Source organism: Magnetospirillum fulvum MGU-K5, assembly GCF_000442515.1.
Lineage (GTDB): Bacteria > Pseudomonadota > Alphaproteobacteria > Rhodospirillales > Magnetospirillaceae > Phaeospirillum > Phaeospirillum fulvum_B.
The window spans coordinates 43,867-68,916 of record NZ_AQPH01000012.1; the positions used below are offsets into that span (position 1 = coordinate 43,867).

Here is a 25,050-nt window from a genome sequence, read left to right on the forward strand (position 1 = left end):
AAGGAGGACCGCATGGCCCGCATTCTGATTATCGAGGCCCGTTTCTACGACCATATCGCCGACGGCCTGTTGGCCGGTGCGCGCGAGGCGCTGGACGCCGCCGGTGCCAGCCACGATCTGTTGACCGTTCCTGGCATCTTCGAACTGCCCGGCGCGTTGAATCTGGTTCTGGCCGCCGCCGCCAACGGCACCGATGCCGCCCGCTATGACGGCTTTGTCGCCTTGGGCTGCGCCATCCGCGGCGAAACCGACCATTACCATCATGTCGGAACCGAATGCATGCGCGGGTTGGCCGATCTGTCGGTTGCCCACCGGCTGGCGTTCGGCAATGGCGTCCTGACCTGTCACGACGAGGCGCAGGCGCTGAACCGCGCCGATCCCAAGCGCAAGAATCTGGGCGGTCAGGCCGGTCGGGCCTGCCTGCGTATGTTGGCGATCAAGCGCGAGCTGGGGTTGGCATAATGACAGTCAATCCCTCGGTCGCTCGCCGCAGTGCCGCCCGCCTTGTCGCGGTGCAGGTGCTGTATCAGATGGAGATGACGGCGACCACGGCCGAACAGGCGCTGGTCGATGATCGCGAGCGCCGCGCCGAGGCCAAGCGCGGTCCGATCGCCGAACCGGATTCGTCGCTGCTGGGCCGGATCGTCCGTGGCGTTTCCGCCGACACCGCCCCCCTGGATCAGCGCATCGGCGCGGCTCTGTCCGGCGATTGGACGGTCGAACGGCTGGAAGCGGTGCTGCGGGCGATCCTGCGGGCCGGAGCCTGGGAACTGGAAGCCCGTCCGCAGACCCCGGCGCGGGTGTGCATCTCGGAATGGGTCGATGTCGCCCACGCATTTTATTCCGGCCCCGAACCGGGTTTGGTGAATGCGGTGCTCGACCGGATGGGTCAGGCGATCCGCCCCGGAGAGATGGGCCGGGGGGGCTGAGGCGACGGTGGCCGACGCGCCAGTTGACGAATTCGCCCTGATCGCCGACTTGTTCGTGCCGCTGACCGGAGGACATCCGGCGGCGCGGGGCTTGCGTGACGATGCCGCGTTCCTCGCCGCCCTGCCGGGGACCGACACCGTTTTGACTGTCGATGCGATGGTCGCCGGGGTGCATTTCCTTCCCGACGACCCGCCCGATCTGATCGCCCGCAAGCTGGTGCGGGTCAATCTGTCCGATCTCGCCGCCAAGGGAGCGGAGCCGGTGGCCTTGCTGCTGGCCGCCGCCTTTCCCCGCGACGTTACCGCCGCATGGCTGCGCGCTTTCGCGGCGGGCCTGGGCGAGGATCTGACGAGCTTTGGCACCGTCCTGATCGGGGGCGATACCGTCGCCACCCCGGGGCCGCTGACTCTGTCGCTGACCGCGATCGGGCGGGTGGCGGCGGGGCAGGGGCTGGCCCGCTCGGGGGCCTCGGTCGGCGACGATCTCTGGGTCTCGGGGACGATCGGCGATGGAGCGCTGGGCCTGCGCGCGGCACAAGGCGATCTGGACGGACGGCTGGCTCCCGACGACATCGCGTTTCTTGCCGACCGTTATCGTTTGCCGCGTCCCCGCGTCACCTTGGGGCCGCGCCTGATCGGACTGGCCGGGGCCTCGATGGATGTGTCGGACGGACTGATTCAGGATCTCGGCCATCTTTGCCGCGCCTCCGGCGTCGGGGCCAGGATCGAGGCCGGTCGGGTGCCGCTGTCGGAGGCGGCGGGACGGGCTGTCGATTCCGGTCTCGTAACGCTTGCTAGTCTGCTGAGTGGGGGGGATGATTACGAAGTGCTGTTCACCGCTCCGCCTGGGGCAGTGACGGACGTTCAGGCGCTGGCCGCCGCGCTTGGCCTGCCACTGACCCGGATCGGCGCGATCGTCGCCGGAACGGGCGTGGTAACGATCGGTCCCGATGGTGAACCGCTTGATGCCGCCCAGGGCGGCTGGCGGCATTTTCGCGCCGGTTCGTAACAAAATGGGCCGCGCCAATTCGGACCGTGGAGGATACCTCGAGTGATCCGAGTGATTTTCATCGTGATCTCTCTGCTGCTGATTCTCGCAGGTGTCGTCGGCGGTCTGTATTTCTGGGGGATCGATCCACTGGCCAAGCTGGGGATCGATAATCCGCTGTCGCATCACGACGAAGCCCCGCCGCCACCACCGCCGCCCACGCCGCCCTCTTATGTCGATTTCGGGCTGCTGATGGTGCCGGTGATCCAGAATCACGAAGTGCGCAAGCAGGCCGAGATGATCGTCCGGCTGGAGGTCGAGGCGCGCAACAAGGATATCGTCGCCCGTAATCTGCCCCGGCTTCAGAACGCGTTTCTAGAAGATATGATCAACTTCCTTGGTACCAACGTGCAGCCCGACCAGCCGCTCGATACCCAGGCCATCAGCCGCAGGTTGATGATCGTCGCCGACCGTACCTTGGGTCCGGGATATTTGCGCCGGGTTGTCATCGAGAATCCCAGCCTGAAATAGTCTGTCTTTGATCAGCCGATTTCAGCAACTTATTGCATCACTCTGGCTCTTCTGGCAGGGTCTTACAGGCTTGCGGCGCGGCTCCTGACGCACTGGCCCCCGATCGCCCGTGACTGGGATATCCGGCGCCGTCGGCTTCATCAGGGGGATTCAAGCCAAATGAACATCAACCTATTTGTGATCGCATGTGGCGTCCTGGCGCTGCTGTACGGGGGGTACGCTGTACGCTCCGTGCTGGCAGCGTCGGCCGGGACCGACCGCATGCAGCAGATCGCCGCAGCGGTGCAGGAGGGTGCCGCCGCTTATCTCAACCGCCAATACACTACCATCGCCATGGTCGGTCTGGTCGTTGCCGTCGTTCTCGGTTACTACCTGGGCACCTATCAGGCGGTTGGTTTCGTCATCGGTGCCGTGCTGTCGGGTGCCGCTGGCTATGTTGGCATGAACGTTTCGGTGCGCGCCAACGTGCGGACCGCCGAAGCCGCCCGCTCGGGGGGCATGCAGCAGGCTCTTGACGTCGCCTTCAAGTCCGGTGCGATCACCGGCCTGCTGGTGGTCGGTCTGGGCCTGATCGGCGTCGCCGGGTATTACACCATCCTGCAAAATGCCGGGATCGAATCGCGCAAGCTGCTCGAGGCGCTGGTGGCGCTGTCGTTCGGTGCGTCGCTGATTTCGATCTTCGCCCGTCTGGGCGGCGGCATTTTCACCAAGGGTGCCGACGTCGGTGCCGACCTGGTGGGTAAGGTCGAGGCCGGTATTCCCGAAGACGATCCCCGCAACCCCGCCGTCATCGCCGACAATGTCGGTGACAATGTCGGCGATTGCGCGGGTATGGCCGCCGATCTGTTCGAGACCTATGCCGTCACCGTGGTGGGCACGATGCTGCTAGGCTCGATCTTCTTTGCCGATCCGGCTGAAAAGCTGCTGATGATGCAGCTTCCGCTGGTGATCTGTGGCGTGTGCATCTTCGCCTCGGTGGTCGGAACCTTCTTCGTGAAGCTCGACGCCTCGGGCAAAATCATGAAGGCCCTGTATAAGGGTCTGATCGTCACCGGCATTCTGTCGGCGGCGCTGATTGCCGCGGTTCTGGTCTATGGCTTTGGCGGCTTCGACGCCACCTACAGCTCGACCGGCGGCATCATCACCGGCACCAAGCTCTATCTGTGCGCCATCATCGGTCTGGTCGTCACCGGCCTGCTGGTGTGGATCACCGAGTATTATACCGGCACCGATTTCCGTCCGGTTCAGTCGGTCGCCAAGGCCTCGGTTACCGGTCACGGTACCAACGTGATCCAGGGTCTGGCCGTGTCGATGGAAGCCACCGCGCTTCCGGTGCTGGTGATTTCGGTCGCCATCATCGCCGCTTACTCGGTCGCTGGTCTGTTCGGCATCTCGATCGCCGCTACCACGATGCTGGCCCTGGCCGGTATGGTTGTCGCGCTCGACGCCTATGGCCCGGTCACCGACAATGCCGGTGGCATCGCCGAAATGGCCAACCTGCCCAAGGACGTCCGCAAGATCACCGACGCGCTCGACGCCGTCGGCAACACCACCAAGGCGGTCACCAAGGGCTATGCGATCGGTTCCGCCGGTCTGGCCTCGCTGGTTCTGTTCTCGGCCTATACCGAGGATCTGAAGCACTACTTCCCCAACCTCAACGTCCAGTTCAGCCTTGAAGACCCCTATGTGGTGATCGGGTTGTTCCTTGGCGGCATGCTGCCCTATCTGTTCGGGGCGCTCGGCATGCAGGCGGTTGGTCGCGCCGCCGGTTCGGTGGTGATCGAGGTCCGTCGTCAGTTCAAGGAAATCGCCGGGATCATGGAAGGCACCGGCAAGCCGGATTACGGCCGCGCTGTCGATCTGCTGACCAAGGCTGCGATCAAGGAAATGATCGTTCCCAGCATGCTGCCGGTGCTGTCGCCGGTGGTGCTGTATTTCGTGATCCTGTTTGCCGCCAATCAGAAGGCGGCGTTCACCGCGCTGGGCGCGATGTTGCTTGGTACCATCGTTACCGGCCTGTTCGTGGCCATTTCGATGACCTCGGGCGGTGGGGCCTGGGATAACGCCAAGAAGTACATCGAGGACGGCCATCATGGTGGCAAGGGGTCCGACGCCCACAAGGCGGCGGTCACCGGCGACACTGTCGGCGATCCCTACAAGGACACCGCCGGTCCGGCGGTCAACCCGATGATCAAGATCATCAACATCGTTGCCATCCTGCTGTTGGCGATCGTTGCGAGCTGATCTCGATTGAACGAAAAAGACCCCCGGTCGCCAACGCGGCCGGGGGTTTTGTTTGTCTGAAACCTGCCGGGATGAGGCGGGGTTCGGCTACTGCCCCTGCGCCGGCTTCGAGAAGCGGCCGAGATTGCCCAGCAATTGCTTCAGGATCGTCATTTCCTGTCCCGCGGTGGGAGTCTCGCGTCCGACCGGAATCACGTCGTGGCCGTCGCTCAATCCTTTGGTGTCGACAGCGCGGACGGTTCCGCTGCGGTCGAACAGCACGGCGATGACCTTGCGTTCCTTGATGTCCGGTTCGAAGAACGAGACCCGTTCGGTGACGGTCGAGACGTAGTACCACGCATCCTCGTCGAACGGGCTGACGTTGGACGGCGTACCCAGCAGCGACTGGACGTCATCGCGCGAGCTTTTGCCGACGACGACCTGAGACAATTGTTCGGGCGGCGGCAGGTTGCCGCGCAATTCGACAATCGGGGTGCACGCACCCGACGCCAGGACGACGGCAAGGGTGGCCAGGGCAAACCGGGCGGGGCGGGGCTTTTTCATGCGCAGAGGTCGGCGGAGCATTGACGGAAACGGCCTCCGAGGCCAATGTGGGGGGGAAGAGTGCACTCCGTCTCCTGGCCTTGTCAACGACGTCGCCAACGTCGCGCCGGCGGGGTGATGTCCTAAATGCCAGGAACTCCAACCATGCCGCTTCGTCGTTTCCTCGACGGCCGCCGTCGCCGTCGCGCCGCTCATAGCCTGTATACCGCGATTATCATGCAGGCGCGGCAGCCGGATTTCTATCTTCGCCAGCAGGTGCCAGACAGCCTGGACGGCCGCTTTGACCTGATCGTGCTGCATGCCTTTCTGGTAATGCGCGGTTTGGGTCGGGTCGAGGGCAACGGGCGCGAGGCGGCGCGGGAGGTCTCCCAGGCGCTGTTCGACATGATGTTCGCCGATATGGAACAGAACCTGCGCGAACTGGGGGTCAGTGACATGGCGGTGGGCAAGCGGGTCAAACAGATGGCCCAGGCGTTTTATGGCCGCGTCGCCGCCTATGACAAGGGCCTGAGCGAGGGCGACGAATCACTGATCTCCGCGTTGCAGCGTAATCTCTACGGCGCGGCCGACCCCGCGCCCGCCGAAGGGGTGGTCGCGGAGATGGCCGCCTATTTGCGTCAGCAGGACACGTGGCTGGCCGGTGCCGGTGCCGGACTGGTCGAGGGGCAGGTCAGCTTCGCCCCGCTTGCGGAGGCCGCGCAATGATCCCGGTCGCAGCCGCTCCCGAATTTTCCCGTCCGATCCGGATCGACCAGTTGCCGTCAAAGCTCAGCCGCCACCGGCTGGAAGCCGACCCGGCCGAGCGGGCCGCCCTGGCCCTGCGCTTCGATCTGGTCGCAATCGACAGCCTGACCGCCGAGATCGAGATCAATCCCCCCACCCGTCGCGGTCTGGTGCGGCTCCAGGGGCGTCTTCATGCCCAGGTGGTACAGACCTGCGTGGTGACGTTGGTGCCGCTGGCGGCCGTCGTAGAGGCGCCGTTCAGCCTGACCTTCGGTCCGGCTCCCGAGGACGAGGAAGACGAAATCGACCTGATCTGGGACGGCGAGGATCCGCCCGACCCGATCGAGGACGGCAAAATCGATCTGGGCGAAGTCGTCGCCGAGCATCTGGCGCTGGCGCTCGACCCGTTTCCGCGTGCCCCCGGCGCGACCTTCGAAGCCCCTTCGGGGGCTGATGACGCACCAGCACCAAAGGCAAGCCCATTCTCGGCGTTGGCTGCCTTGCAGCAAAAAAAGGCTGAATGGAAAGCAATCCTTGCCCTGGCCGAGGTTTTTGGATAAGAAACCTCCCTTTCCCATCGTGGGTCGAAGTGAGCAATTGAAATGGCTGTTCCGAAGAAGAAGACCTCCAAGTCCCGCCGCGACATGCGTCGGTCCCATCACGCCCTGACCAACGTGGTTGGTGCTGAGTGCCCGAATTGCGGCGAGCCCAAGCTTCCGCACCATGTCTGCAGCGCCTGCGGTCATTATGATGGCCGCGAGGTGGTCGTCCAGGCCGAAGCCTGATCCGACTATAGCCTCTAAGCAGCGGAGCATCGGCCAGTGAGCGTCCCCGTCACCATTTCCATTGATGCCATGGGGGGCGACTCTGCCCCTGAAATCGTCGTGGAAGGGGTGCGAATGGCTCACGAGCGTTTGCCCCACGTCCGCTACCTGTTGTTTGGCGACGAAGCCCGTCTGGCCCCCCTTTTGGCCCCGTATCCCGGGATCGCGGGGGTCTGTTCGGTTCGTCATACCGACGAGGCCGTCAGCAACGACGCCAAGCCGGGACAGGTGTTGCGGACGGGGCGGCGGTCGAGCATGTGGCTGGCCATCGATGCTGTCAAAAAAGGTGAAGCCGCCGGAGTCGTTTCCGCTGGCAACACCGGCGCGCTGATGGCGGTGTCGAAGTTCGTGTTGCGGACATTGCCGGGAATCGACCGCCCGGCAATCGCCGCCTTGTTCCCGACCATCCGGGGTGAAACCCTGATGCTCGATCTGGGCGCGAACATCGATTGTAACGCCAACAATCTGGTCGAGTTCGCGGTGATGGGCGAAGTCTATGCCCGCGCCGTGCTGGGGCTGGAAACGCCCGCGATCGGGTTGTTGAATGTCGGCTCCGAGGACATGAAGGGCAGCGACGTCGTCAAGACGGCGGCGGCGACCCTGCGCGAGAGTCATCTGCCGATCAATTTCTACGGCTTCGTCGAAGGCAACGATATCTGTGCCGGAACCGTCGATGTCGTGGTGACCGACGGATTTAGCGGCAATATCTCGCTGAAGACCGCTGAAGGAACAGTGAAGCTTTATTCGACCTTCCTGAAGGAAGCGTTCAAAAGCTCGCTGATGTCCAAAATCGGCTTCCTGTTTGCCCGTCGCGCCCTGAACCGGGTCAAGGTCCGCACCGATCCCCGCCGCTATAACGGGGCGATGTTCCTGGGCCTGAACGGCATCGCGGTCAAAAGCCATGGCGGCACCGACGCCTTTGGCTTCGCCAATGCGATCGGTGTTGCGGTCGAACTGGTGACCCATGGATATAATGAGCGGATTCGCAAGGAATTCGATCGTTTGAAGCCGGCCAACATTACGTCCCCCCAACTTGCCGCCGGAACCCGCTAAACTGATGCTGCGCCGCTCCCAGATCATCGGCTGCGGGGCGTATCTGCCCGCGCGGGTCGTTACCAACGCCGAATTGGCGACCCGAGTCGAGACGTCCGACGAGTGGATCGTCGAACGGAGCGGCATTCGCCAACGTCACGTCGCCGCCGAAGGTGAGCTGACATCCGATCTGGCGATTGCCGCGTCACGGGCCGCGCTGGCCCATGCCGGAATCGACGCGGACGAGGTCGATTTGATCGTTCTCGCCACCGCGACGCCCGACCGCACCTTTCCCGCCACCGCCACCCGGGTTCAGGCCGCGCTGGGTCTGACCCGAGGATTCGCCTTCGACGTTCAGGCGGTGTGCTCCGGCTTTCTCTATGCCCTGACGGTCGCCGATAATTTCATTCGCGCCGGGCAGGTCAAGACCGCCCTGGTGATCGGGGCCGAGACCTTCTCGCGCATCCTCGACTGGAATGATCGCACCACCTGCGTTCTGTTCGGCGACGGTGCCGGTGCCGTTGTGCTGCGCGCCGGTGAAGGGGAGGGAACCCCGGACGATCGCGGCATTCTCTCGACCCATCTTCATTCCGATGGCCGTCATAGCGACCTGCTCTACGTCGACGGCGGTGCCTCTAGCTCGACCCTGGTTGGCCACGTCCGGATGGAAGGCCGCGAGGTGTTCCGTCACGCCGTCGTCAATCTGGCCTCGGTGGTTCAGGAAGCGCTGGCCGCCAATAATCTGACGGCGGCCGACATCGATTGGGTGGTGCCGCATCAGGCCAATCGCCGCATCATCGAAGGCACCGCGCGCAAGCTCGGTTTCCCGATGGAGCGGATGGTGATGACGGTGGCCGAGCACGCCAACACCTCGGCGGCGTCGGTGCCGCTGGCGCTGGCCCAGGCGGTCGGCGATGGGCGCATCCGTCCCGGCCAGCTGGTTCTGCTGGAAGCGATGGGCGGCGGCTTCACCTGGGGCTCCGCCCTGGTGCGGATGTAGCCTCGGCGTCCTCTCCTTGTTCCTCGACGGTAAGCAAGCGACGCATCCCTCTGATATTGACGGATTTATCTGAAGGGTCTAGGGTCTGACGCATCTTTGGCTCTGGGATGGGCGTGGGGCGGCATGACGGAAAAGACCATCACGCGGGCGCAGCTGGGCGAGGCCGTCTATCAGGAAGTCGGCCTGTCTCGCAACGAGTCCGCAGACCTTCTTGAAGCAGTACTGGATGAAATCGCGGAAGCGCTCGGTCGGGGCGAAACCGTCAAGATTTCGTCGTTTGGCAGCTTCTCTGTGCGGTCCAAGGGACAGCGCATCGGACGTAACCCCAAGACCGGTGAGGAAGTGCCGATCCTGCCCCGCAGGGTTCTGGTCTTCCGGCCGTCGCAGCTTTTGAAAAAGCAGATCAATGACGGCCGTGCTGGCGGATCTGGCTCGAAGTGATGGCTGAGGACGAGGGCGATCTGTCTCAGGGCCGGCGCTCCGGCAAGTCGGAAACGGCGTTCCGTACCATCAGCGAGGTGGCTGATGAACTGGAAGTGCCGCAACACGTCCTGCGCTTCTGGGAGGGGCGGTTCCCCCAGGTTCGCCCGTTAAAGCGGGGCGGCGGTCGGCGGTATTACCGGCCCGAGGATGTCGCCTTGTTGCGGCGCATCCGCGACCTTCTTTACCGCGAAGGCTACACCATCAAAGGTGTGCAGAAATTGCTGAAGGAAAGCGGCGTCGGCCCCAGCGGGTCGGATTCGCCTGCCTCCAGTGTTCGTCCGCTCGCCTTTACCGCCGATGACGATCGTGATGACGAGACCGAGGATGCGGACGACCCTGCCGAGGATCTGCCGGTTGTCGTCGTTCCGGAACGTCGTCCGACTCCGGTCATCTCGACCGTTGCTCCGCGCGCCCCGGCGACCGGAACCGTCTCCGGCCCGGCTCCGGTGTCCAGCGTGATGGTCGCGGCGCCGATCCCGGTACGTCCTTCGGCTCCGGTTGCCCCCTCTGTGCCGCCTGCGCGCGGCCTGGGGGCCGATACCCGCGTTGCCCTGCTTGATATCCTCGCCGAACTCGAGGTCCTTCGTGGTCTGCTGCATCGCCGCTGAGGCGTATCAAAGTTTCTGTCAAAAAGGGTGAAGAACGCCCTTGCATCCTGCCCGGGGCCTGACTATAGTTCGCCCCTCTCCACGGTGACCCATCACCGAGGAAGACTTCCAAAGTCCCTGGCGACTTTGGTCGAAATATTCGGCGGAGTTTACCCGCCACGGTCGGAGCGTAGCGCAGCCCGGTAGCGCATCAGTCTGGGGGACTGGGGGTCGCAGGTTCGAATCCTGTCGCTCCGACCAATTTTCCTAAAAAAGACAGCCGCCTTCGGGCGGCTTTCTTTTTGCCTAGACCGTGTCTTTTGCCACGATAGCGCAGCGGGCAGAGGCGTCCCCCCAAGCACGGAGAGGAACGATATGGAACGCGGGCTGTCCAAGACCCAGATCACCGGCCTGTTGTTGCTGATTCCGCCGCCGCTGTTCTGGGCGGGAAATTTCATCATCGGGCGGGCGATGCGGGGCGAAGTGCCGCCGATGACGCTGTCGCTGTGGCGCTGGGTTATCGCCTTTTTGTGCCTTCTGCCGCTGGCTTGGCGACCGATGCGCCGCGACTGGCCGGTCTATTGGGCCTATCGCTGGCTGGTGCTGCGGCTTGCGGTGGTCGGTGTCGTCGCCTTCAATTCCATCGTCTATCTCGGCCTGCAATGGACCGCTGCCGAGAACGGTTTGCTGCTGAACTCCTTCATCCCGATTCTGATCCTGCTGTTCGGGGCGATGTTTTACGGGCAAAGCCTGCATCGCTGGCAGGTAATCGGGCTGATCCTGTCCTTTGCCGGAGTCCTCACCATCATCTTGCATGGCGATTGGACCCGTCTGGCCCGGCTGGATTTTTCGATCGGCGATCTTGTCGTGTTCAGCGCGATGGTGTCGTGGGCGTTCTATACCCTGTGGCAGCGCAAGGTGCCGCCCCAGCTTGACCGCATCGGCCTGATGGGGATTCAGATCGCCGTCGCGATTCCCATCCTGTTCGTCCTGTATCTGGGCGAGCGGCTGCTGGGCCACGTCCCGCACTGGTCGCCCGAGGCTTATGCCGCGTTGGGCTATATCGGGGTATTCCCCTCGGTGATCGCCTATCTGCTTTATACGATCGGGGTGGCCCGGGTCGGGGCCGTCCGCGCCGGGATGTTCATCCATCTGATGCCGGTGTTCGGCGTCGGGCTGGCGGTGGCCTTTCTGGGCGAGACGGTCCAGCCCTACCATCTGGTTGGGATTACCGCGATCCTGGTCGGGATCTGGTCGACCTCACGCAAGGGCGGGTAAGCCCCTCAGATCCGAGCCTCGATCACCTTATAAAGGCCGGTTTCGGCCAGTGTGGTCTGGCGGCGGAAATGGGCGGCGACGACCGGCTCGTAGGGAAGCTGGCGGTTGGCGACGAACAGCAACCGCCCGCCGGGGGCCAGGGCGGCGGCGGCGTTGGTGATGAAGGCGCGGCCGAGATCGATGTCGGTCGCCTTGCCCTGATGGAACGGCGGGTTCATCACCACCCAGTCAAACGCGGCGGTCGGCAGCCCGGCGGCGACGTCGTGCCAGTGAAAGCCGAGCCGGGCCGAGGCGGACGAATGGGCGAGATTGGCTCTTGCGGCTTCAACCGCATGCCACTCTGCCTCGAACAGATCGAGCGACGCGATCTTGGGTGCCCGTGCCAGCAGGGCCAGCGACAGATAGCCCCATCCAGCCCCCAGATCAGCGACGCGGCCCGTTAGGTCGGCGGGAAGATGCTCGACCAGCAGCGCCGATCCGGCATCGACCTTGTTCCAGTTATAGAGGCCGGGGCGCGACCAACAGCCGGTCTCGGTCCCCTGTTGCATCTGTCCCGCCTCGGCCCAGGCGGCAAGGGCAGGGGGGATCGTGTCGCCCCGTTCGGCCCAGAACACCTTGCAATGCGATTTCGACAGCGAGGACACCCCGTCGATCGCCGTTTTGAGCGCGCGTTCGATCGAGCCCGCGCCGACATCGTTGCCACCGGCACAGACGAGAACGCCGCCCGGTCGCAACGCCGCCCAGGCGCGCCCCAGATTGGCCAGCGTCTCGGTCTTGTGCTTGGTCAGCAGACAGAGGCCAAGATCGTAGCCGTCGCCTTCGAAGGTGGGAACGACGGTACAGCCATCGCGCCGCAGCGCCTCGTGGGCTGGTTTGAAGCTCTGCTCGCACAGCAGCGCGTTGCGCCAGTCGGGGTCGAGCGGACCCTCGGCACGAAGAAAGACGCCGCGCCCCGGTTGGGGGCGGGGCAGGAGACCCTTGGCGAAAGGGTGGAACAGGGCGTTCAGAGCATCGGACATCGGCCCGGCATAGCGGATCGGCGGCGCGTCTGTCCACCCCCGCCGTCGCCTCTCGACGCTGCGGCAGCAACGACCTATGCTTTTGCCGCAGCGGGTGGCGTGTTTGGCCACCGCACCATCATCATTCGAGGATCAATGCGGCTGATTAAGTTGGTGTCCAATCTTGGCTATGGCAGCCAGAAGGACGTTCGCGCCATGATTCGCGACGAAAGGCTGACGACGCGGGATGGTGTCCCGCTGGGGCTGGAGGCCCGCGTTGCTCACGGCGATGTTCTGCTCGACGGCGAGCCGCTCGACCCGCCCCAAGGACTGGTGCTGATGCTGAATAAGCCGTGCGGCTATACCTGTTCGACCAGCGATCCGGGGCTGACGGTTTATTCGTTGCTGCCGCACCGCTTCCTGCTGCGCAAGCCGGTGGTGTCGTCGGTGGGACGGCTCGATAGCGACAGTTCGGGGCTGTTACTGCTGACCGATGACGGCCAGTTCCTCCATCACGTCATTTCGCCCCGCCGCGCCATCGCCAAGACGTACGAGGTGACGCTGGCCCGCCCGCTACGCGGCGACGAGGCCGAAATGTTCGCCAGCGGAACCCTGATGCTGCGCTCGGAGACCGATCCGCTGCTGCCCGCTGGGTTCGAGGCCACAGGCGAGCAGGCCGCCCGCGTCACCATCACCGAGGGCCGCTATCATCAGGTCCGCCGGATGTTCGCTGCGGTCGGCAACCATGTCGAGACTTTGCGGCGGACCCGGATCGGTGGGCTGACCCTGGACGGGCTGGAAGAAGGGCGCTGGCGTTTTCTTGCCGCCGACGAGATCGAGGCCGTGATCCGGGCGTGACGGCCTGCCTCGAAGCAGGGGTGGCGACGGCCATTGGTGGATTTTTTCTGGGGATTGTGGCACGCTTTGATGGTGACGCAGAACGCGGCGCTATCAATGGAGAATGCCATGCTCGACCAAATCCCCAACAGTGCCAACTCCCTCATCGATTTCGCCGCGCAGATCGCGGCCAAACGCAAGGAGGCGGCCAGCGACGGCAGCACCGCTTCGGACAAAGATCCGTCGGATATTACGCTGAAACCTGTCGCATCCCCTTCCTCCATCGTGGATGTCATCTCTTCCAAAGAAGACCTGGAAGTGGAGAGGAAAAATATGGAGCGAAGGATCAAGCTCTTTGATCTGATGAAACTGGAATCAGATAAGAATAGGCTTGATGGCGATGCAGATGGTCGGCGGCGTTACGTGGAATTTTTTGAGAAGTTTATTGCTGTATCGCCTGAACCGGCTCAGTCGGTTACCGGGGATGAGGCAAAGCGGGTGTGGGAGATGGGCCGCCAGAATGCCCGCGAAGGGGGACATTTCGGGTTTCCTCCGCCAAAAGACTCAACCTACATTTTGATCGCGGAGGGGTTCCAATACAATATTCGCGGCGATGGAACGATCACCCGGCAAAAAGAAGGGGTTTCAACACCTGAACAATATGCCTCGACCATGGCAACACTGAAGACTGCGCGGGCACAAAACGTCATTCTTGATGCCGAGCGCGCCAAGCAATACAGCGAAATCGACGCCCAAATGACCAGCCTGAAAGCCGAACTCGGAATCACGGACGATTCGTGGCGGGACGAGTTGGAAGCCAGAAAGAGCTTTTCTATTGCGGTATGAGTGTCGGCGGATGCGGGGAGCCGGTTTCGCGTGGTTGCTGAAGCCCCGTTCCCTGCATCCGGCCCGATCTTGCGGTCGATCCGTTCTCGTCTGAAGCCGACCCCGTTTCCGGCGATCCGGTTACTGCGCCGCCGTCCGCTCGCCGAACAGCCGGGTGTAATAGCCCAGGCAGGCATAGCCGTTGGCGACCGATCCGGTATCTTGGGCGATGCTGCCGACCCAACTCGCCTGGGGCGTCAGTTCCCGTTTGACCCAGTTGCAGATACTGATCGAGATGCCGTGGCGCTCTGTCGCGGCGCGGATCAGCTCAAGCTTTTCGACGCAGACCGCTTTTTCCGGGGCGAGGCGGGACCGCTGCTTCAGGTGGGTCTGATTCTCCTCCATCAGGTAGGAGGCAAAGAACTCGCGCAGGCGGGACGGGTCGAAATAATTGATATATTGGGCGATCAGAGCCAGGTTTGCCAGATCGGCGGTGAGGAATTCCGGCTTGATGTTAATCACCCCGGCCTTGGCCAGCGAGGCCATGTAATCCTCGACATTTTCCGGGGTCAGGAACGGCAGGATCAGCGGCTGGCACAGCACCGAATCCGACACCAGCCCAAGATCGCGGGCGCGCATCATCACCTCCAGCCGGTCTTCGATCGTGCCGGCATGCGGTTCCAGGATGTTGCGAAGATAGCGCGGCATGATACCGATGCTGCCATTCCACTGCGCCTTCCCCGCCAATTGCCCGGCCAGCGACAGGATCGAATCGCCGCGATGGGTGAATTCGACCTGTTTCAGTCCCGCCTTCGAGCAGATGAACACCCGGACACGCGAGTCGGGATAGGCTTCGAAATGGTCGATGAAGGTCCGCAGGATATCGTGGGCCAGCCCCGACACCAGATGCGGCTCGCTGAACGCGTCGGTCTTGGGCGAGAAATAATAGAACGTGTTTTTGTCCCGGTTCGCCTTAAGCGAACGGCGGAGCTTGTCGGTGTAATTGGTAAACACCGTGATCTGGGTGCATTGGTTGCCGTCGGTGACAAGGCAATATTGGCAAGCGATCGAGCAGGAGCCAACCGAGGGCGTGACCTCGAGAACGTTGGTCGGGCAGATGTTGGTGTAATTGTGGATTTCAAGATCGGCGGTGGAATCGGTCTCGGCCTCCAGATAGGTCGTTACCGGTTGCAGGCTGCGATTGTCGAACAGGCTCAGGTAGCGTTGTGACCCCGCCAGCAAGGCCTGGCGCACCTCCGCCGTAACCGGATAGGGCAGGCCAAGCGAGTCGATCAGGGCGTCATCAATCATGATCGGCGAGAAATCGGCCAGATCGTGGGCGCTGCCGTGATCTTCAAGGTTGATGAATTCTGGCATTTGTCTGCCTCTATGGTGGATCGACGGGCCGAACGAAGGTGAAGGATTCTATCCCCTACGCCTATGTCGGAGGTCCGGGGCGGAAATCGTTGAAAACACCGAATGTGACGAAATTACACGATCGACCCGGTTCTACGCAAACGTGGGTTGATATCGACAAACTTCGATCTCAAGTGTATCCTGTAAAATAATTCGAGTCTCGCCTCTCGAATGAAGTAAATATGATATTTTGTTAATATTTAATCCTGGATATTCAGCAATCTTTGGTTGATTCGGTTATTTTCTGATATAAAAATATGTTTTTAAGGTGAAGTGCTTGTTTCCTGAACTTGTATAGCCCCGGTCGCGTCCTGTTCCGGCTTATTTCCGGTGGGGCATCTGGATGTTCCTGAATGGATAATCTGTCTCTCGATCTGAAGGCCGCAGGTTTATCTTCCCCTCATGCCGCGTCCCTCCGGCCCCACCATGCCGGGCCGGTGCGGTCTTGGCCGATTCGGCGTTTTCATCACGTCTTTGAACAGATCGTCGAACGTCAGCCCGAAGCGGCGGCAATCGTGTCCGACCATGGCCTGCTGACCTATCGCGATCTGGAGCGCCGGGCCAACGCCCTGGCTCATGCCCTGATCGCCCAGGGGGTGACCCGCGAAGAGGCGGTGGGGGTGCTGACCAATCGCTCGGGCGATTTGCCGCTGGCCTTTCTGGCGATCTTGAAGGCGGGCGGGGTCTATGTGCCGATGGGGGCGGATTTGCCGCCGCTGCGGCTGGCCAATATCGCCGCCCAGGCGAAGATACGGCATTTGATCGTGCTCGACGGGTTGGAGCCGCCCGCAGCCCTGCTCGACGCGATGATGGCCCCAACGATCCTGCGGCCCGAGGATCTGACGCGAGAGCACTTGGCCCGCGACGGACACCGGCCCGACCGGCCCGGCTCTCCCTCCGATCTGGCGGTGATCCTGTTCACCTCTGGCTCGACCGGCGAGCCGAAGGGCGTGCTGCTTCAGCATGACGCCTGCATCAATATGAGCCTGGGCCATATCGAGACTCTGGGCATCACCGCCGCCGACCGTTTCTTGCTGTCCGCGACGCCCGGCTTCATCCTGGGTCTGCGCGAATTGTGCCTGCCAATGCTGGCCGGTGCTGCCTATGTCCCGGCCTCGCGGGCTTTGCTCGACGATCCCGCCGCGATGCTGGCGCTGATGTCCCGCCACCGTGTCAGCGTCGCGATGTTCACGCCCTCTTATCTGCGGCTGTTCCAGGGGGCGGTGCCGGACGGTCTGCGCTGCGTGATAACGGCGGGGGAGCGTCCCAACGCCCAGGACGCGCGGGCCTATGCTGCCCGGCTCGATTATTGGAACATCCACGGCGCCACCGAGGTCTGCGGCACGATCTGCCTGCGCAAGGTCTCGCCCGACGATCCCGATCCGCTGCCGAGCGGACGGCCGATGGCCAATATGGCAATCGTGCTGCTGGACGAAGACGGCAACGAGGTCCCGGCGGGAGGGATCGGCGAAATCCATGTGGTGGGAGTAGGGCTCGCCCGCGGCTATCTCGACCGGCCGGAGATGACCGCCGAACGCTTTGTCGAGACCCGGTTCGGCCGGGCCTATCGCAGCAATGATCTTGGCCGCTGGACTCCGGGCGGCGATCTGATCTCGCTCGGGCGGGCCGATGACGTCGTCAAGGTCTCGGGGCAGGCGGTGGCGCTGGGCGAGATCGAGACCGCGTTGTTGCGCCAGGACGGAATCGGCCATGCCGCTTTGATCCAGTACCGGGGGCGGCTGATCGCTTTCGTCGAAAGCGATCCGGCGATGGCGCGTCCGCTGGAGGCATGGCATGCGGTTCTGGGGCAGACCTTGCCCGCCTATATGATGCCGTCCGAGGTGCGGACGATCGCCCGGATGCCTCTCAATCCCTCGGGCAAGGCCGACCGCAAGGCGTTGCAGGCGCTAGCCGACGAGGCGGCATCGGCGCGGAGCGGGACGCCGCCGCACGGGTCGCTGGAGCAGCGGATCGCCGCGATTTGGGATGCGTGCCTGGGCTGCGGCCCGGTCTGGCGCGAGGACAGCTTTTTTGCCCTGGGCGGCACCAGCCTGCTGGCGGTCGCGGTCAGCCAGTCTTTGCAGGCGGCGGGATATCCGGTGACGGCGCGGATCGTGCTGGCGGCGGGAACCCTGGCCGGTCTGGCCGACCGGATCGAGAGCTTGGCCGAGGACGAGGCGGCGGAGGAGTCGTTCGATCCCGACGATCTGGCGGTTGCCGGGCAGCAGGATTTCTGGCTCGCCCGTCAGCTTGGGCTGGCGACGATTGGGGCGCAGATCACCCGGATTTTGGCGGTGCAGGGCAGTGCGCCGCCGCTAGAACGCTGGCAGGCGGCCTGGGCCGAGGTTCTGGCCCGTCACCCCGCCTTGCGCTCGTCCTTTGCCTCAACCGCCGCAGGGACGGTGCAGTGCCGGACCATCGCCGTTGCAGACTTGCCGCCCGAAGCCGGGTTCAGCCATGATTGCTGCGAGCGGGCCGAGGATGTCGCCGCCCGGATCGCGGCGCGGGCCGATCCGCCGTTCGATTTGTCCCGCCCGCCCTTGGCCCGGGCCGGTCTGGTCGAGGTGGGCGGGGACGGCACCATCGTCTGGTTCACCCTCCATCATGTCGTTGCCGACGGTCTGTCCGCCCGAATCATCCAAGACGATCTGTATGCCCTGGCGCAAGGGCTCCCTCTGCCGCCCGCCGCTGACGGGGCGGTGCAGGCCGCCCGCGCCGAACGCCGGGCCATCGCTTCGGGCCAGTCCGGGCGCGATGCCGCCTACTGGCGCGACCGGCTGGGCGCGGCAGTCCACGAGGAGGGCGATCTGTTCGCCGAACTCCCCACCGATCACCGCCGTCCTCCTGTCCCCAGCGGAGACGGGGCGGCCCCGCTGGTCGAGCACCTTGGTCCCGAAATTGCCGCCGCGCTGACCCGGCTGGCCCAGGCGCACGGGGCTGGTCTGCACGCGCTGCTGCTGGCCCTGCTGGCAGCGGAAGCGGGACGGCGCACCGGGCGCGCCTCTCTGCTGCTCGGCACCGCGATCGAGACCCGCCCGCCGGGGGCGGAGCGCTCGGTCGGCTATTTCGTCAATCTGCTGCCGCTGATCCTGCCGGTCGGGGGCACCGAATCGTTGATGGCGCGGATTGAGCAGGCCCAGGCGGTGTTGAGCGAGGCAGCCGACCATGCCGCCAGCCCGTCAGGCGAGATTTACCGCGAGTTCCGCCACCAGCATCCCGAGGCGCGGCCGCAATCGCGCACCGAATTGTTCGACGTCACCCTCACCGCCAATCCGTCGCGGCTGAGTGCCGATCCAGCGGCATCGTTCGCGCTGGTGCCGCAAACCCCTCCGGGCTGGCGGGCGCATCCGGCCGGTGGGCTCGATCTGGTCTTCAGCCACGAACCCGCCCCGGATGGGGGCATCGATCTGATGCTGGTGTGGACTCCCGATCTGTTCACTCTGGCGACGGCGCAAAACTGGCTGGCCGGGTTTGCCGGGTGGGCGCGCTGGCTGGCCGAGGATATCAGCCGGGCCGAAGCACCATTGCCGCCGCTGCTGCCGCCCGAGGCGGCGTTATTGGCGGGCTGGGAAGCCGGTCCGATCCGGCCTCGGCCGCCACTGCGGGCGCATCAAGTGTTCGAGGCTTGGGCCGACCGCGAGCCGGAGCGGATCGCGGTGGCGGGCGAGGGCGGCCTTGTCCGCTTTGGTGAACTGGAACGCCGCGCCAACCGGATTGCCGCCAGCCTGATCGGGCTGGGCGTCGTCCGCGAGGAGCCGGTGGCGGTGCTGGCCGAAACCGGTCCCGACCTGCCCGCCGCAGTTTTGGGCATCTGGAAGGCGGGGGCGGCCTATCTGCCGCTGGCCGCCGAACAGCCGCCCGAGCGGCTGGCGTTGATGGCCCGCGATGCCGGGGCGCGGATTCTGATCGCGCCGGAAGGTTTGGCGGTGCCACCGGCGCTGGAGGACGCGGTTGGAACGATCCTGCGCCCCCAATCCGACGCAGCGGGGGATGAGGTCGCTCCGCCCCGCCCGGCGGTCGCGGGATCGCCGCAGGACATCGCCTATATCATCTATACCTCGGGCACGACGGGCACGCCCAAGGGGGTGCTGCTTCAGCATGACAGCCTGATCAACGCGATCCTGATGAGCGGGGAGACCTTTGGCCTGACCCCAAACGACCGCTTCGCCCTGGTCGCGACGCCGGGCTTTGATGCGTCCTTGTGGGAATTGGGAATCGGGCTGTTGCTCGGTCTGGCCTTGGTGCCGATCTCGCGGAGCTTGCGTGACGATCCGTGGGCGCTGAAGGCCTATTACGCCCGCCATGGCGTCACGGCGGCGTTCCATGCCCCCTCTTATCTGCGGATCAGTCGGCAGACCCCGTTTCGCGGGATGCGGGTCCTGCTGACCGGCGGTGAGGCCCCGACGCTCGACGATGTCGCCTGCCATGCCGATCAGGCCGCGTTCTGGAACGCCTATGGCCCGACCGAGACCTGCATCTTTGTCAGCGCCGATCTGATCCCCGCCGATTTTGATCGGTCCCGACCGCTGAGCGTGGGTCAGCCGCTCGCCAATACCCGGATTTCGATCCGGCGCGAGGACGGAACCCCGGTACCGCCGGGGGTGGTGGGCGAGGTCTGGCTGGGCGGGGCCGGGCTGGCGCGGGGCTATGCCAACGCCCCCGACCTGAATGCCCTGCGCTTCATCACCGGCCCGGACGGACGGTTTTATCGCACCGGCGATCTGGGGCGGTGGAGCGACGATGGCAGGTTGGAAATCGTCGGTCGGATCGACTTCCAGATCAAGTTGCACGGTCAGCGGGTCGAACTGGGCGAGATCGAGCAGGCGCTACGCGCGGTCCCTGCGATCGAAGAGGCCGTCGTGCTGGTCGAGGCGGCGGCGAACGGGACCAAGGCGCTGTGGGGCTTTGTCCGGCTGTGCCCCGGCGCGGCGATGCCGTCGCAAGAGGAATGGCGGGCCGCGTTGGGGCACAGTCTGCCCTATCACATGATTCCCGCCGCGATCCTGGCAATCGAGACGATTCCACTGACCCTGGCGGGCAAGATCGACGGGGCTGCGCTGCTGGCTCTGCCCCGGTCGCGGCCAGACGACAGCCACCGCACCCCGCCGCAAGGGGAAATCGAAGCGGCGATTGCCGCTCTGTGGGGCTCGTTGCTGGGGACCGACATCTGGCGCGAGGATAATTTCTTCGCCCTTGGCGGCAATTCGCTGCTGGCTGTCACCATCGCCCACCGTCTGTCGGCTGAACTGGGCCGTAAGGTGACGGCGCGCGATCTGTTCGCCGCGCCGGTGCTGGCCGATTTCGCGCAACGGGTCGCGGCGGCGGCCGATGCTGCCGACAGCGGGGCAGGGGAGGATACCAGCGACCGCGCTACCCTGGGCCAAATCGAGTTCTGGACCGCCGAACAGGCCGGGCTCGACACCAGGACCTTTACCATTCCGGTACTGCGCCAAATGGTGGGGGTGCCGCCTGAACTGGAGGCGTGGGCTCAGGCCTGGGCCGATCTGGTCGAGCGTCATCCTTTGCTGCGGGCCTCGTTCCACCCCGACGAAGCGGGCGATCTGCGGATTGTGATTGCCCCCCGGCTGGAGGGGGGATCACAATCGAGGACGCGGCTTGTCCCGATCTTGTTTCCGCCCGCGCCCATATCCGCCAGCGCCAGAGCGTCCCGTTCGCGATGAGGAACCCGCCTTTGTGGCGGCTAGGGCGGGTCAGGGTCGAGAGCAGCGGCGAAATTCTGCTTTGGCTCGGTCTTCATCACGCGATTGGGGACGGCCACTCGGTCGGGCTGCTGCTGGCCGAGTTTGCCGCCCGGCTGCGGGGCGAGCGGCTGGCGCCGCCTGCTGGCCTTTTCGCCCAATCAGCCGGGGCCGAACTGGCCTATCTGGCCGGTCCCGAGGCGGCCGCCGATGCCGCCTTCTGGCGGGCCCGTCTGGCCGCCGTGCCCGATTCCGCGTTCGAGGACGGGCGGCTGGACCATCCCCGTTCGCTGGCGGTACCGCCCGGCAATCATCGCTTCGAGACGCGGCTGGAACCCGCAATCGTCGCCGGGCTGAAAGCGCTGGCCCGTGCCCATGCCACGTCTTTGCACGCGGTGATGATGACTCTGTTGGCGCTGGAGGCGGGGCGGCGCGATGGTCGGACCGATATCGTGCTCGGCTCGCCTGCCTCGCTTCGGGAAACCGAGGCCGAGGGCGGGATTGTCGGCTGCTATGTCAACATGCTGCCGGTGCCGTGCCATCTGCCCCGACCGATCTCGTTCGGGGCAGCGTTGCGGGCGGTGCAGGCGGTGCTGGCCGAGGGCTTGCAGCATGGCCGCTATCCTTTTGCCCGGATCTACCAGGAATGGCACGGCACCAGGACCGGCGTTCGCCATCCCGCCCGCTTCCCCCTGTTCGATCTGGTGGTGACGGAAAACCCGCTCCCGCCTGTCTCAGCGGTGCCTGACCGGTGCCGTCTGGTCCGGCTGGAATCTGCGCCTTATGAGCGGACCGATGCCTCGCCCGGCCAGGATATGGTGCTGACCCACGAAGCGGCGGACGATGGCGGTCTGGTGCTGCAATGGCATGTTAATGCCGCATTGTTTCGTGCCGACAGCGCGGCGGCCTGGTTTAATTCCCTGACCGGCTGGGCGCGCTGGCTGGGCGAGGCGATCGACCGGGCCGAAGCGCCGCTGCCGCCGTTGCTGCCCGCCGAGGCGGCGTGGCTGAGAGACTGCGAGCAGGGAGGTGCGGTGGCCCGTCCGCCGCTTCGCTTTGACCAGTTTTTCGAACACATGCTGGACCAGGGCGGGGCGGAGCAGGGGCGGCGCCCGGCGATCCTGACCCCGGACGGTGATGTCAGCTATGGCGCACTGGAGCAGGATGCCAACGTCATCGCCCATGCCTTGGCGCAGCGGGGGGTGGTGCCGGGGGCGGTGGTCGGGGTGCTGACCGAACGCTCGGCTGCTTTGCCCGCTGCCCTGCTCGGTTTATGGAAGGCGGGCGCGATCTATCTGCCGCTGGCCGCCGATTTGCCGCCCGAGCGGCTGAGGCTGATCGCCGCCGATGCCGGAGCGATTGATCTGATCGCACTGGACGGGCTTGCGGTGCCTCTCGACCTAGCCGCGATCCTGCCCCCACTGCTGCGGCCCGAGGCGATCGATCCGGCGTTTCGCGCCAATCATACCCATCGGCTGGCGCGGGCGGGTGAGGCCGACGCGATCGCCTATATCCTCTATACGTCCGGCTCGACCGGGCGGCCCAAGGGAACGCTGATCGGCCACGATGCCTATCTCAATACAATCCTGGGCGCGGGCGAGGCGCTGGGCCTTGGCCCCGACGATAGGACCCTGGCGATGGCCTCGCCGTCGTTCGATGTCTCGCTGTCCGATCTTGGCCTGCCGCTGGCCTTTGGCGCGGCTTTGTGCTCGGTGCCCTATCCGGTTTTAAGTGCGCCCAGCCGTTTCCGCACCTTCCTGACCGAGATGAAGATCAGCGTCGCCGACATCACGCCGACCTATCTGCGGCTGTTCGACGGGGCCGATCTGCCCTCTCTGCGGGCGCTGGTGACCGGGGGCGAGGCTCCGTTCGCCGCCGATGTCCGGGCCTATGCCGGGCGGCTTTGCTATTTCAACGCCTATGGCCCGACCGAGAACGCGATCACCAGCACGATGGGGATTTTGTCGCCCGATCCCGCGGTCCCGCTGATTGCGGGGCGGCCGCTGCCCAATACCAGCGTGCATCTGTGCGACCCAACGGGGCACAGGGTGCCGCCCGGTGCGATTGGCGAAATTTGGCTGGGCGGGGCTGGGCTGGCCAAGGGCTATCTCGCACGGCCCGAGGCGAGTGCCGCCGCCTTCATCGACACGCCCGAGGGGCGGCGCTATCGCTCGGGCGATCTGGGGCGGTGGAGCGCGTCGGGAGAGCTGGAGATTCTTGGCCGCGCCGACGATCAGGTAAAGCTGAACGGCATCCGGATCGAACCGGGCGAGATCGAACATGCGCTTGGCCGCCATCCCGCCATCGCCCAGGCGGCGGTGGTTCTGGACGGCGCGGCGGGGCAGAGCCAAAGTCTGTGGGGGTTCGTCCGGCTTGCTCCCGGCCACGCCCTGCCCACCGACGCGGAATGGCGGGCTTTTCTGGCCGAATCCTTGCCCGCTTACATGATCCCGGCGGCGCTGATCGAGATTGCCGCGATCCCGCTCTCTGCCTCGGGCAAAGTCGATAAGGCGGCGCTGGGGCGTCTGCTTGCCGCCCGGACGGGGGGGAGGCCTGGGCGCGAGCCGCCGCAAGACGGGTTGGAGCGCGAGATCGCCGTTCTGTGGGGCGAAGTGCTTGGACACGGTCCGGTTTCTCGTGACGATAATTTCTTCGCGCTGGGCGGGCACAGCCTGCTGGCAATCGCGCTGGCGCACCGGCTCGAGACGAGGTTGGGCTATCCGGTGTCGGCCCGCGATCTGTTCGCCGATCCAACCCTGGCCGGGTTCGCCCGCCGGGTCGCGGCCCAAGCCACCCAGCCGCCCGAGGAACTGCGCCGCTCCGACCGTGCCAGCCTGGGCCAGCGCGATTTCTGGGTTGCCGCGCAGGCCGGGTTCGACACGCGCGGCTTCATCCTGCCCCTGATCCTGCGGGTTGAGGGCGAGGTGCCACCGCCGCGTCTCTGGCAGCAGGCTTGGGCGGCGCTGGTCGCCCGTCATCCGGCGCTGCGGACCCGCTTTGCCGAGGATGAAGCGGGCGTGCTGCGCCGGATCATTGCCGAGGACGTCGACGGATCGTTCGAGGCCACCGAAGCCCCTGATCTTGCCGCTGCCCTGGCCGCGATCCGCGCCCGCCAAGGCGAGCCGTTGGCGATGGATTGCCCGCCGTTGTGGCGGGCCGGTCTGGTCACCCTGGCCGGATCGGAGCCGCCGCTGTTCTGGTTGGCGCTGCACCATGCGGTCGGGGACGGCGTTTCGCTGGGGGTGTTGGTCGAGGATTTATCCGCTCTGCTGCGGGGGGAGGATCTGGCTCCGTTGGCCGACATGGTTGCCGTTTCGGTCGGCCGGGAAGAGGGTTACCTCGAATCGCCCGCCAGCCGAGAGGATGCGGCCTATTGGCGGCGTGCGCTGGAAACGCTCGGCGATGGTACCCCGGACGGGGCGCATCCGTTCGACGATTGGCCGCTCGATTTCCCCCGTCCGCTGACCCGGACCGGGCAGGGCGCGCATTGCTACAGCCTGCGCCTGTCTCCCTCCACCACCGCCGGTTTGCGTGAGCTTGCCCGCGCCAATGGGGCCAGCCTCCACGCGCTGATGCTGACCCTGCTGGCCCGCGAGGTGCGGCGACGGACCGGACGGTCGGCCTTCCTGCTGGGAATGGCGGCCTCGACCCGCGAGAGTGTGGCCGAGGCGGAGACGGTCGGCTATGGCATCAACATGATCCCGCTGCCCTGCCGGATCGAGGCGGATGCGCCGCTTGCACCTGCGGTGCGGGCGATGCAACAGACCTTGGCCGAGGCGTTACCCCACGCCCGTTATCCCTTCGCCCGGATGTCTCAGGAGGCGCGGCGCGATCCGTCCCATCCCCCCCATCCGGGCCGGTTCCCCTTGTTTGATTTCGCGGTAACCGAAAATCCCGGCGCGGGCGAAGTGGTCGCACCCGGTCCGGTCCGCTTTGCCGCCGTCACCCTGCCGAGCGGCCCGGAGCCGCGCTACGAACTGCGCCGCAATGCCCCCGCCCAGGACATGGTGCTGGTTCACGAGGCCCAGCCCGACGGAAGTCTGGTCCTGCATTGGTACGTCAATGCGGCCCTGTACGAAGCCGCCACGGCGCGGCGGTGGATCGAGTCGCTGG

Annotated in this window: 20 protein-coding genes and 1 tRNA gene; 18 read left to right on the forward strand and 3 right to left on the reverse strand. The window is 65.2% G+C overall.

Annotated elements, in window-relative coordinates; translation table 11 throughout:
* The first annotated feature begins 12 nt into the window (after positions 1–12).
* From ribH to K678_RS05195, 5 genes are all read left to right on the forward strand, one after another.
* Complete coding sequence (gene ribH, locus K678_RS05175; RefSeq protein ID WP_021131405.1) at positions 13–462, forward strand: 6,7-dimethyl-8-ribityllumazine synthase; 450 nt, start codon at positions 13–15, stop codon at positions 460–462.
* Positions 462–929: a transcription antitermination factor NusB gene (gene nusB / locus K678_RS05180; RefSeq protein WP_021131406.1), complete on the forward strand. Its 468-nt coding sequence runs from the start codon at positions 462–464 to the stop codon at positions 927–929. The genes ribH and nusB overlap by 1 nt, the downstream gene beginning before the upstream one ends.
* Positions 930–936: 7 nt before the next feature.
* Positions 937–1,938 (forward strand): thiamine-phosphate kinase, encoded by a 1,002-nt coding sequence (gene thiL / locus K678_RS05185; RefSeq protein WP_021131407.1) that lies wholly within the window; start codon positions 937–939, stop codon positions 1,936–1,938.
* Positions 1,939–1,980: 42 nt separating this feature from the next.
* Positions 1,981–2,448, forward strand: coding sequence for a hypothetical protein (locus K678_RS05190; protein WP_021131408.1), 468 nt, complete (start codon positions 1,981–1,983; stop codon positions 2,446–2,448).
* 159 nt (positions 2,449–2,607) lie between these two features.
* A complete protein-coding gene (locus K678_RS05195) occupies positions 2,608–4,692 on the forward strand; it encodes a sodium-translocating pyrophosphatase (protein WP_021131409.1) in 2,085 nt (694 codons plus the stop codon).
* Positions 4,693–4,779: 87 nt separating this feature from the next.
* Here K678_RS05195 and K678_RS05200 read toward each other — a convergent pair whose 3' ends face one another.
* Positions 4,780–5,235: an outer membrane protein assembly factor BamE gene (locus K678_RS05200; RefSeq protein ID WP_021131410.1), complete on the reverse strand. Its 456-nt coding sequence runs from the start codon at positions 5,233–5,235 to the stop codon at positions 4,780–4,782.
* 144 nt (positions 5,236–5,379) lie between these two features.
* On the opposite strand from K678_RS05200, the gene K678_RS05205 reads away from it, so the two are divergent.
* From K678_RS05205 to K678_RS05245, 9 genes are all read left to right on the forward strand, one after another.
* On the forward strand, positions 5,380–5,940 hold the full coding sequence (locus tag K678_RS05205) for a ubiquinol-cytochrome C chaperone family protein (protein WP_021131411.1): 561 nt from the start codon (positions 5,380–5,382) through the stop codon (positions 5,938–5,940).
* Positions 5,937–6,518: a YceD family protein gene (locus K678_RS05210; protein ID WP_021131412.1), complete on the forward strand. Its 582-nt coding sequence runs from the start codon at positions 5,937–5,939 to the stop codon at positions 6,516–6,518. The genes K678_RS05205 and K678_RS05210 overlap by 4 nt, the downstream gene beginning before the upstream one ends.
* A 42-nt stretch (positions 6,519–6,560) precedes the next feature.
* Positions 6,561–6,743 (forward strand): 50S ribosomal protein L32, encoded by a 183-nt coding sequence (rpmF, locus tag K678_RS05215; protein ID WP_002729772.1) that lies wholly within the window; start codon positions 6,561–6,563, stop codon positions 6,741–6,743.
* A gap of 36 nt (positions 6,744–6,779) precedes the next feature.
* Positions 6,780–7,835 carry a phosphate acyltransferase PlsX gene (plsX, locus tag K678_RS05220; protein ID WP_039852088.1) on the forward strand — a complete coding sequence of 352 codons (1,056 nt, stop codon included), beginning with the start codon at positions 6,780–6,782 and terminating at the stop codon, positions 7,833–7,835.
* Between the two features lie 7 nt (positions 7,836–7,842).
* Positions 7,843–8,814 (forward strand): beta-ketoacyl-ACP synthase III, encoded by a 972-nt coding sequence (locus tag K678_RS05225; protein ID WP_196802539.1) that lies wholly within the window; start codon positions 7,843–7,845, stop codon positions 8,812–8,814.
* A gap of 123 nt (positions 8,815–8,937) precedes the next feature.
* Positions 8,938–9,255, forward strand: a complete 318-nt coding sequence (locus tag K678_RS05230) for an integration host factor subunit alpha (RefSeq protein ID WP_021131415.1) — start codon at positions 8,938–8,940, stop codon at positions 9,253–9,255.
* Positions 9,255–9,905, forward strand: coding sequence for a MerR family transcriptional regulator (locus K678_RS05235; protein WP_021131416.1), 651 nt, complete (start codon positions 9,255–9,257; stop codon positions 9,903–9,905). Before K678_RS05230 ends, K678_RS05235 begins: the two co-directional genes overlap by 1 nt.
* Positions 9,906–10,068: 163 nt before the next feature.
* Positions 10,069–10,145, forward strand: a tRNA-Pro gene (locus tag K678_RS05240).
* 114 nt (positions 10,146–10,259) lie between these two features.
* Positions 10,260–11,162: a DMT family transporter gene (locus tag K678_RS05245; protein WP_021131417.1), complete on the forward strand. Its 903-nt coding sequence runs from the start codon at positions 10,260–10,262 to the stop codon at positions 11,160–11,162.
* A 5-nt stretch (positions 11,163–11,167) separates the two neighbouring features.
* Here the strand turns inward: K678_RS05245 and K678_RS05250 are convergent, their stop codons facing one another.
* Positions 11,168–12,292, reverse strand: a complete 1,125-nt coding sequence (locus K678_RS05250) for a class I SAM-dependent methyltransferase (RefSeq protein WP_155804462.1) — start codon at positions 12,290–12,292, stop codon at positions 11,168–11,170.
* A gap of 24 nt (positions 12,293–12,316) precedes the next feature.
* Between K678_RS05250 and K678_RS05255 the strand changes: the two genes are divergently transcribed.
* Together K678_RS05255 and K678_RS05260 are read left to right on the forward strand one after the other, a co-directional pair.
* Positions 12,317–13,018, forward strand: coding sequence for a pseudouridine synthase (locus K678_RS05255; RefSeq protein ID WP_021131419.1), 702 nt, complete (start codon positions 12,317–12,319; stop codon positions 13,016–13,018).
* 69 nt (positions 13,019–13,087) lie between these two features.
* Entirely contained in the window at positions 13,088–13,843 is a 756-nt protein-coding gene (locus K678_RS05260) for a hypothetical protein (RefSeq protein WP_039852090.1), read from the forward strand.
* A 120-nt stretch (positions 13,844–13,963) separates the two neighbouring features.
* On the opposite strand, the gene K678_RS05265 is transcribed toward K678_RS05260, so the two are convergent.
* The gene (locus K678_RS05265; RefSeq protein WP_021131421.1) at positions 13,964–15,199 is read right to left on the reverse strand and encodes a radical SAM family protein; all 1,236 of its coding nucleotides are present in this window, start codon (positions 15,197–15,199) and stop codon (positions 13,964–13,966) included.
* A 392-nt stretch (positions 15,200–15,591) separates the two neighbouring features.
* On the opposite strand from K678_RS05265, the gene K678_RS05270 reads away from it, so the two are divergent.
* Complete coding sequence (locus K678_RS05270; protein WP_021131422.1) at positions 15,592–20,919, forward strand: non-ribosomal peptide synthetase; 5,328 nt, start codon at positions 15,592–15,594, stop codon at positions 20,917–20,919.
* Positions 20,916–25,050, forward strand: a 4,135-nt coding sequence (locus K678_RS05275; RefSeq protein ID WP_155804463.1) for a non-ribosomal peptide synthetase, incomplete at its 3' end; no start/stop codon positions are given. The genes K678_RS05270 and K678_RS05275, both read left to right, overlap by 4 nt.

Bases quoted from the DNA above. Each gene is read 5' to 3' on its own strand.
- K678_RS05195 (WP_021131409.1), top strand. From the start codon at position 2,608: ATGAACATCAACCTATTTGTGATCGCATGTGGCGTCCTGGCGCTGCTG.
- nusB (WP_021131406.1), top strand. From the start codon at position 462: ATGACAGTCAATCCCTCGGTCGCTCGCCGCAGTGCCGCCCGCCTTGTC.
- K678_RS05245 (WP_021131417.1), top strand. From the start codon at position 10,260: ATGGAACGCGGGCTGTCCAAGACCCAGATCACCGGCCTGTTGTTGCTG.
- K678_RS05255 (WP_021131419.1), top strand. From the start codon at position 12,317: ATGCGGCTGATTAAGTTGGTGTCCAATCTTGGCTATGGCAGCCAGAAG.
- K678_RS05235 (WP_021131416.1), top strand. From the start codon at position 9,255: ATGGCTGAGGACGAGGGCGATCTGTCTCAGGGCCGGCGCTCCGGCAAG.
- K678_RS05205 (WP_021131411.1), top strand. From the start codon at position 5,380: ATGCCGCTTCGTCGTTTCCTCGACGGCCGCCGTCGCCGTCGCGCCGCT.
- K678_RS05270 (WP_021131422.1), top strand. From the start codon at position 15,592: ATGGATAATCTGTCTCTCGATCTGAAGGCCGCAGGTTTATCTTCCCCT.
- K678_RS05210 (WP_021131412.1), top strand. From the start codon at position 5,937: ATGATCCCGGTCGCAGCCGCTCCCGAATTTTCCCGTCCGATCCGGATC.
- rpmF (WP_002729772.1), top strand. From the start codon at position 6,561: ATGGCTGTTCCGAAGAAGAAGACCTCCAAGTCCCGCCGCGACATGCGT.
- K678_RS05260 (WP_039852090.1), top strand. From the start codon at position 13,088: ATGGTGACGCAGAACGCGGCGCTATCAATGGAGAATGCCATGCTCGAC.
- K678_RS05200 (WP_021131410.1), bottom strand. From the start codon at position 5,235: ATGAAAAAGCCCCGCCCCGCCCGGTTTGCCCTGGCCACCCTTGCCGTC.
- K678_RS05265 (WP_021131421.1), bottom strand. From the start codon at position 15,199: ATGCCAGAATTCATCAACCTTGAAGATCACGGCAGCGCCCACGATCTG.
- ribH (WP_021131405.1), top strand. From the start codon at position 13: ATGGCCCGCATTCTGATTATCGAGGCCCGTTTCTACGACCATATCGCC.
- K678_RS05230 (WP_021131415.1), top strand. From the start codon at position 8,938: ATGACGGAAAAGACCATCACGCGGGCGCAGCTGGGCGAGGCCGTCTAT.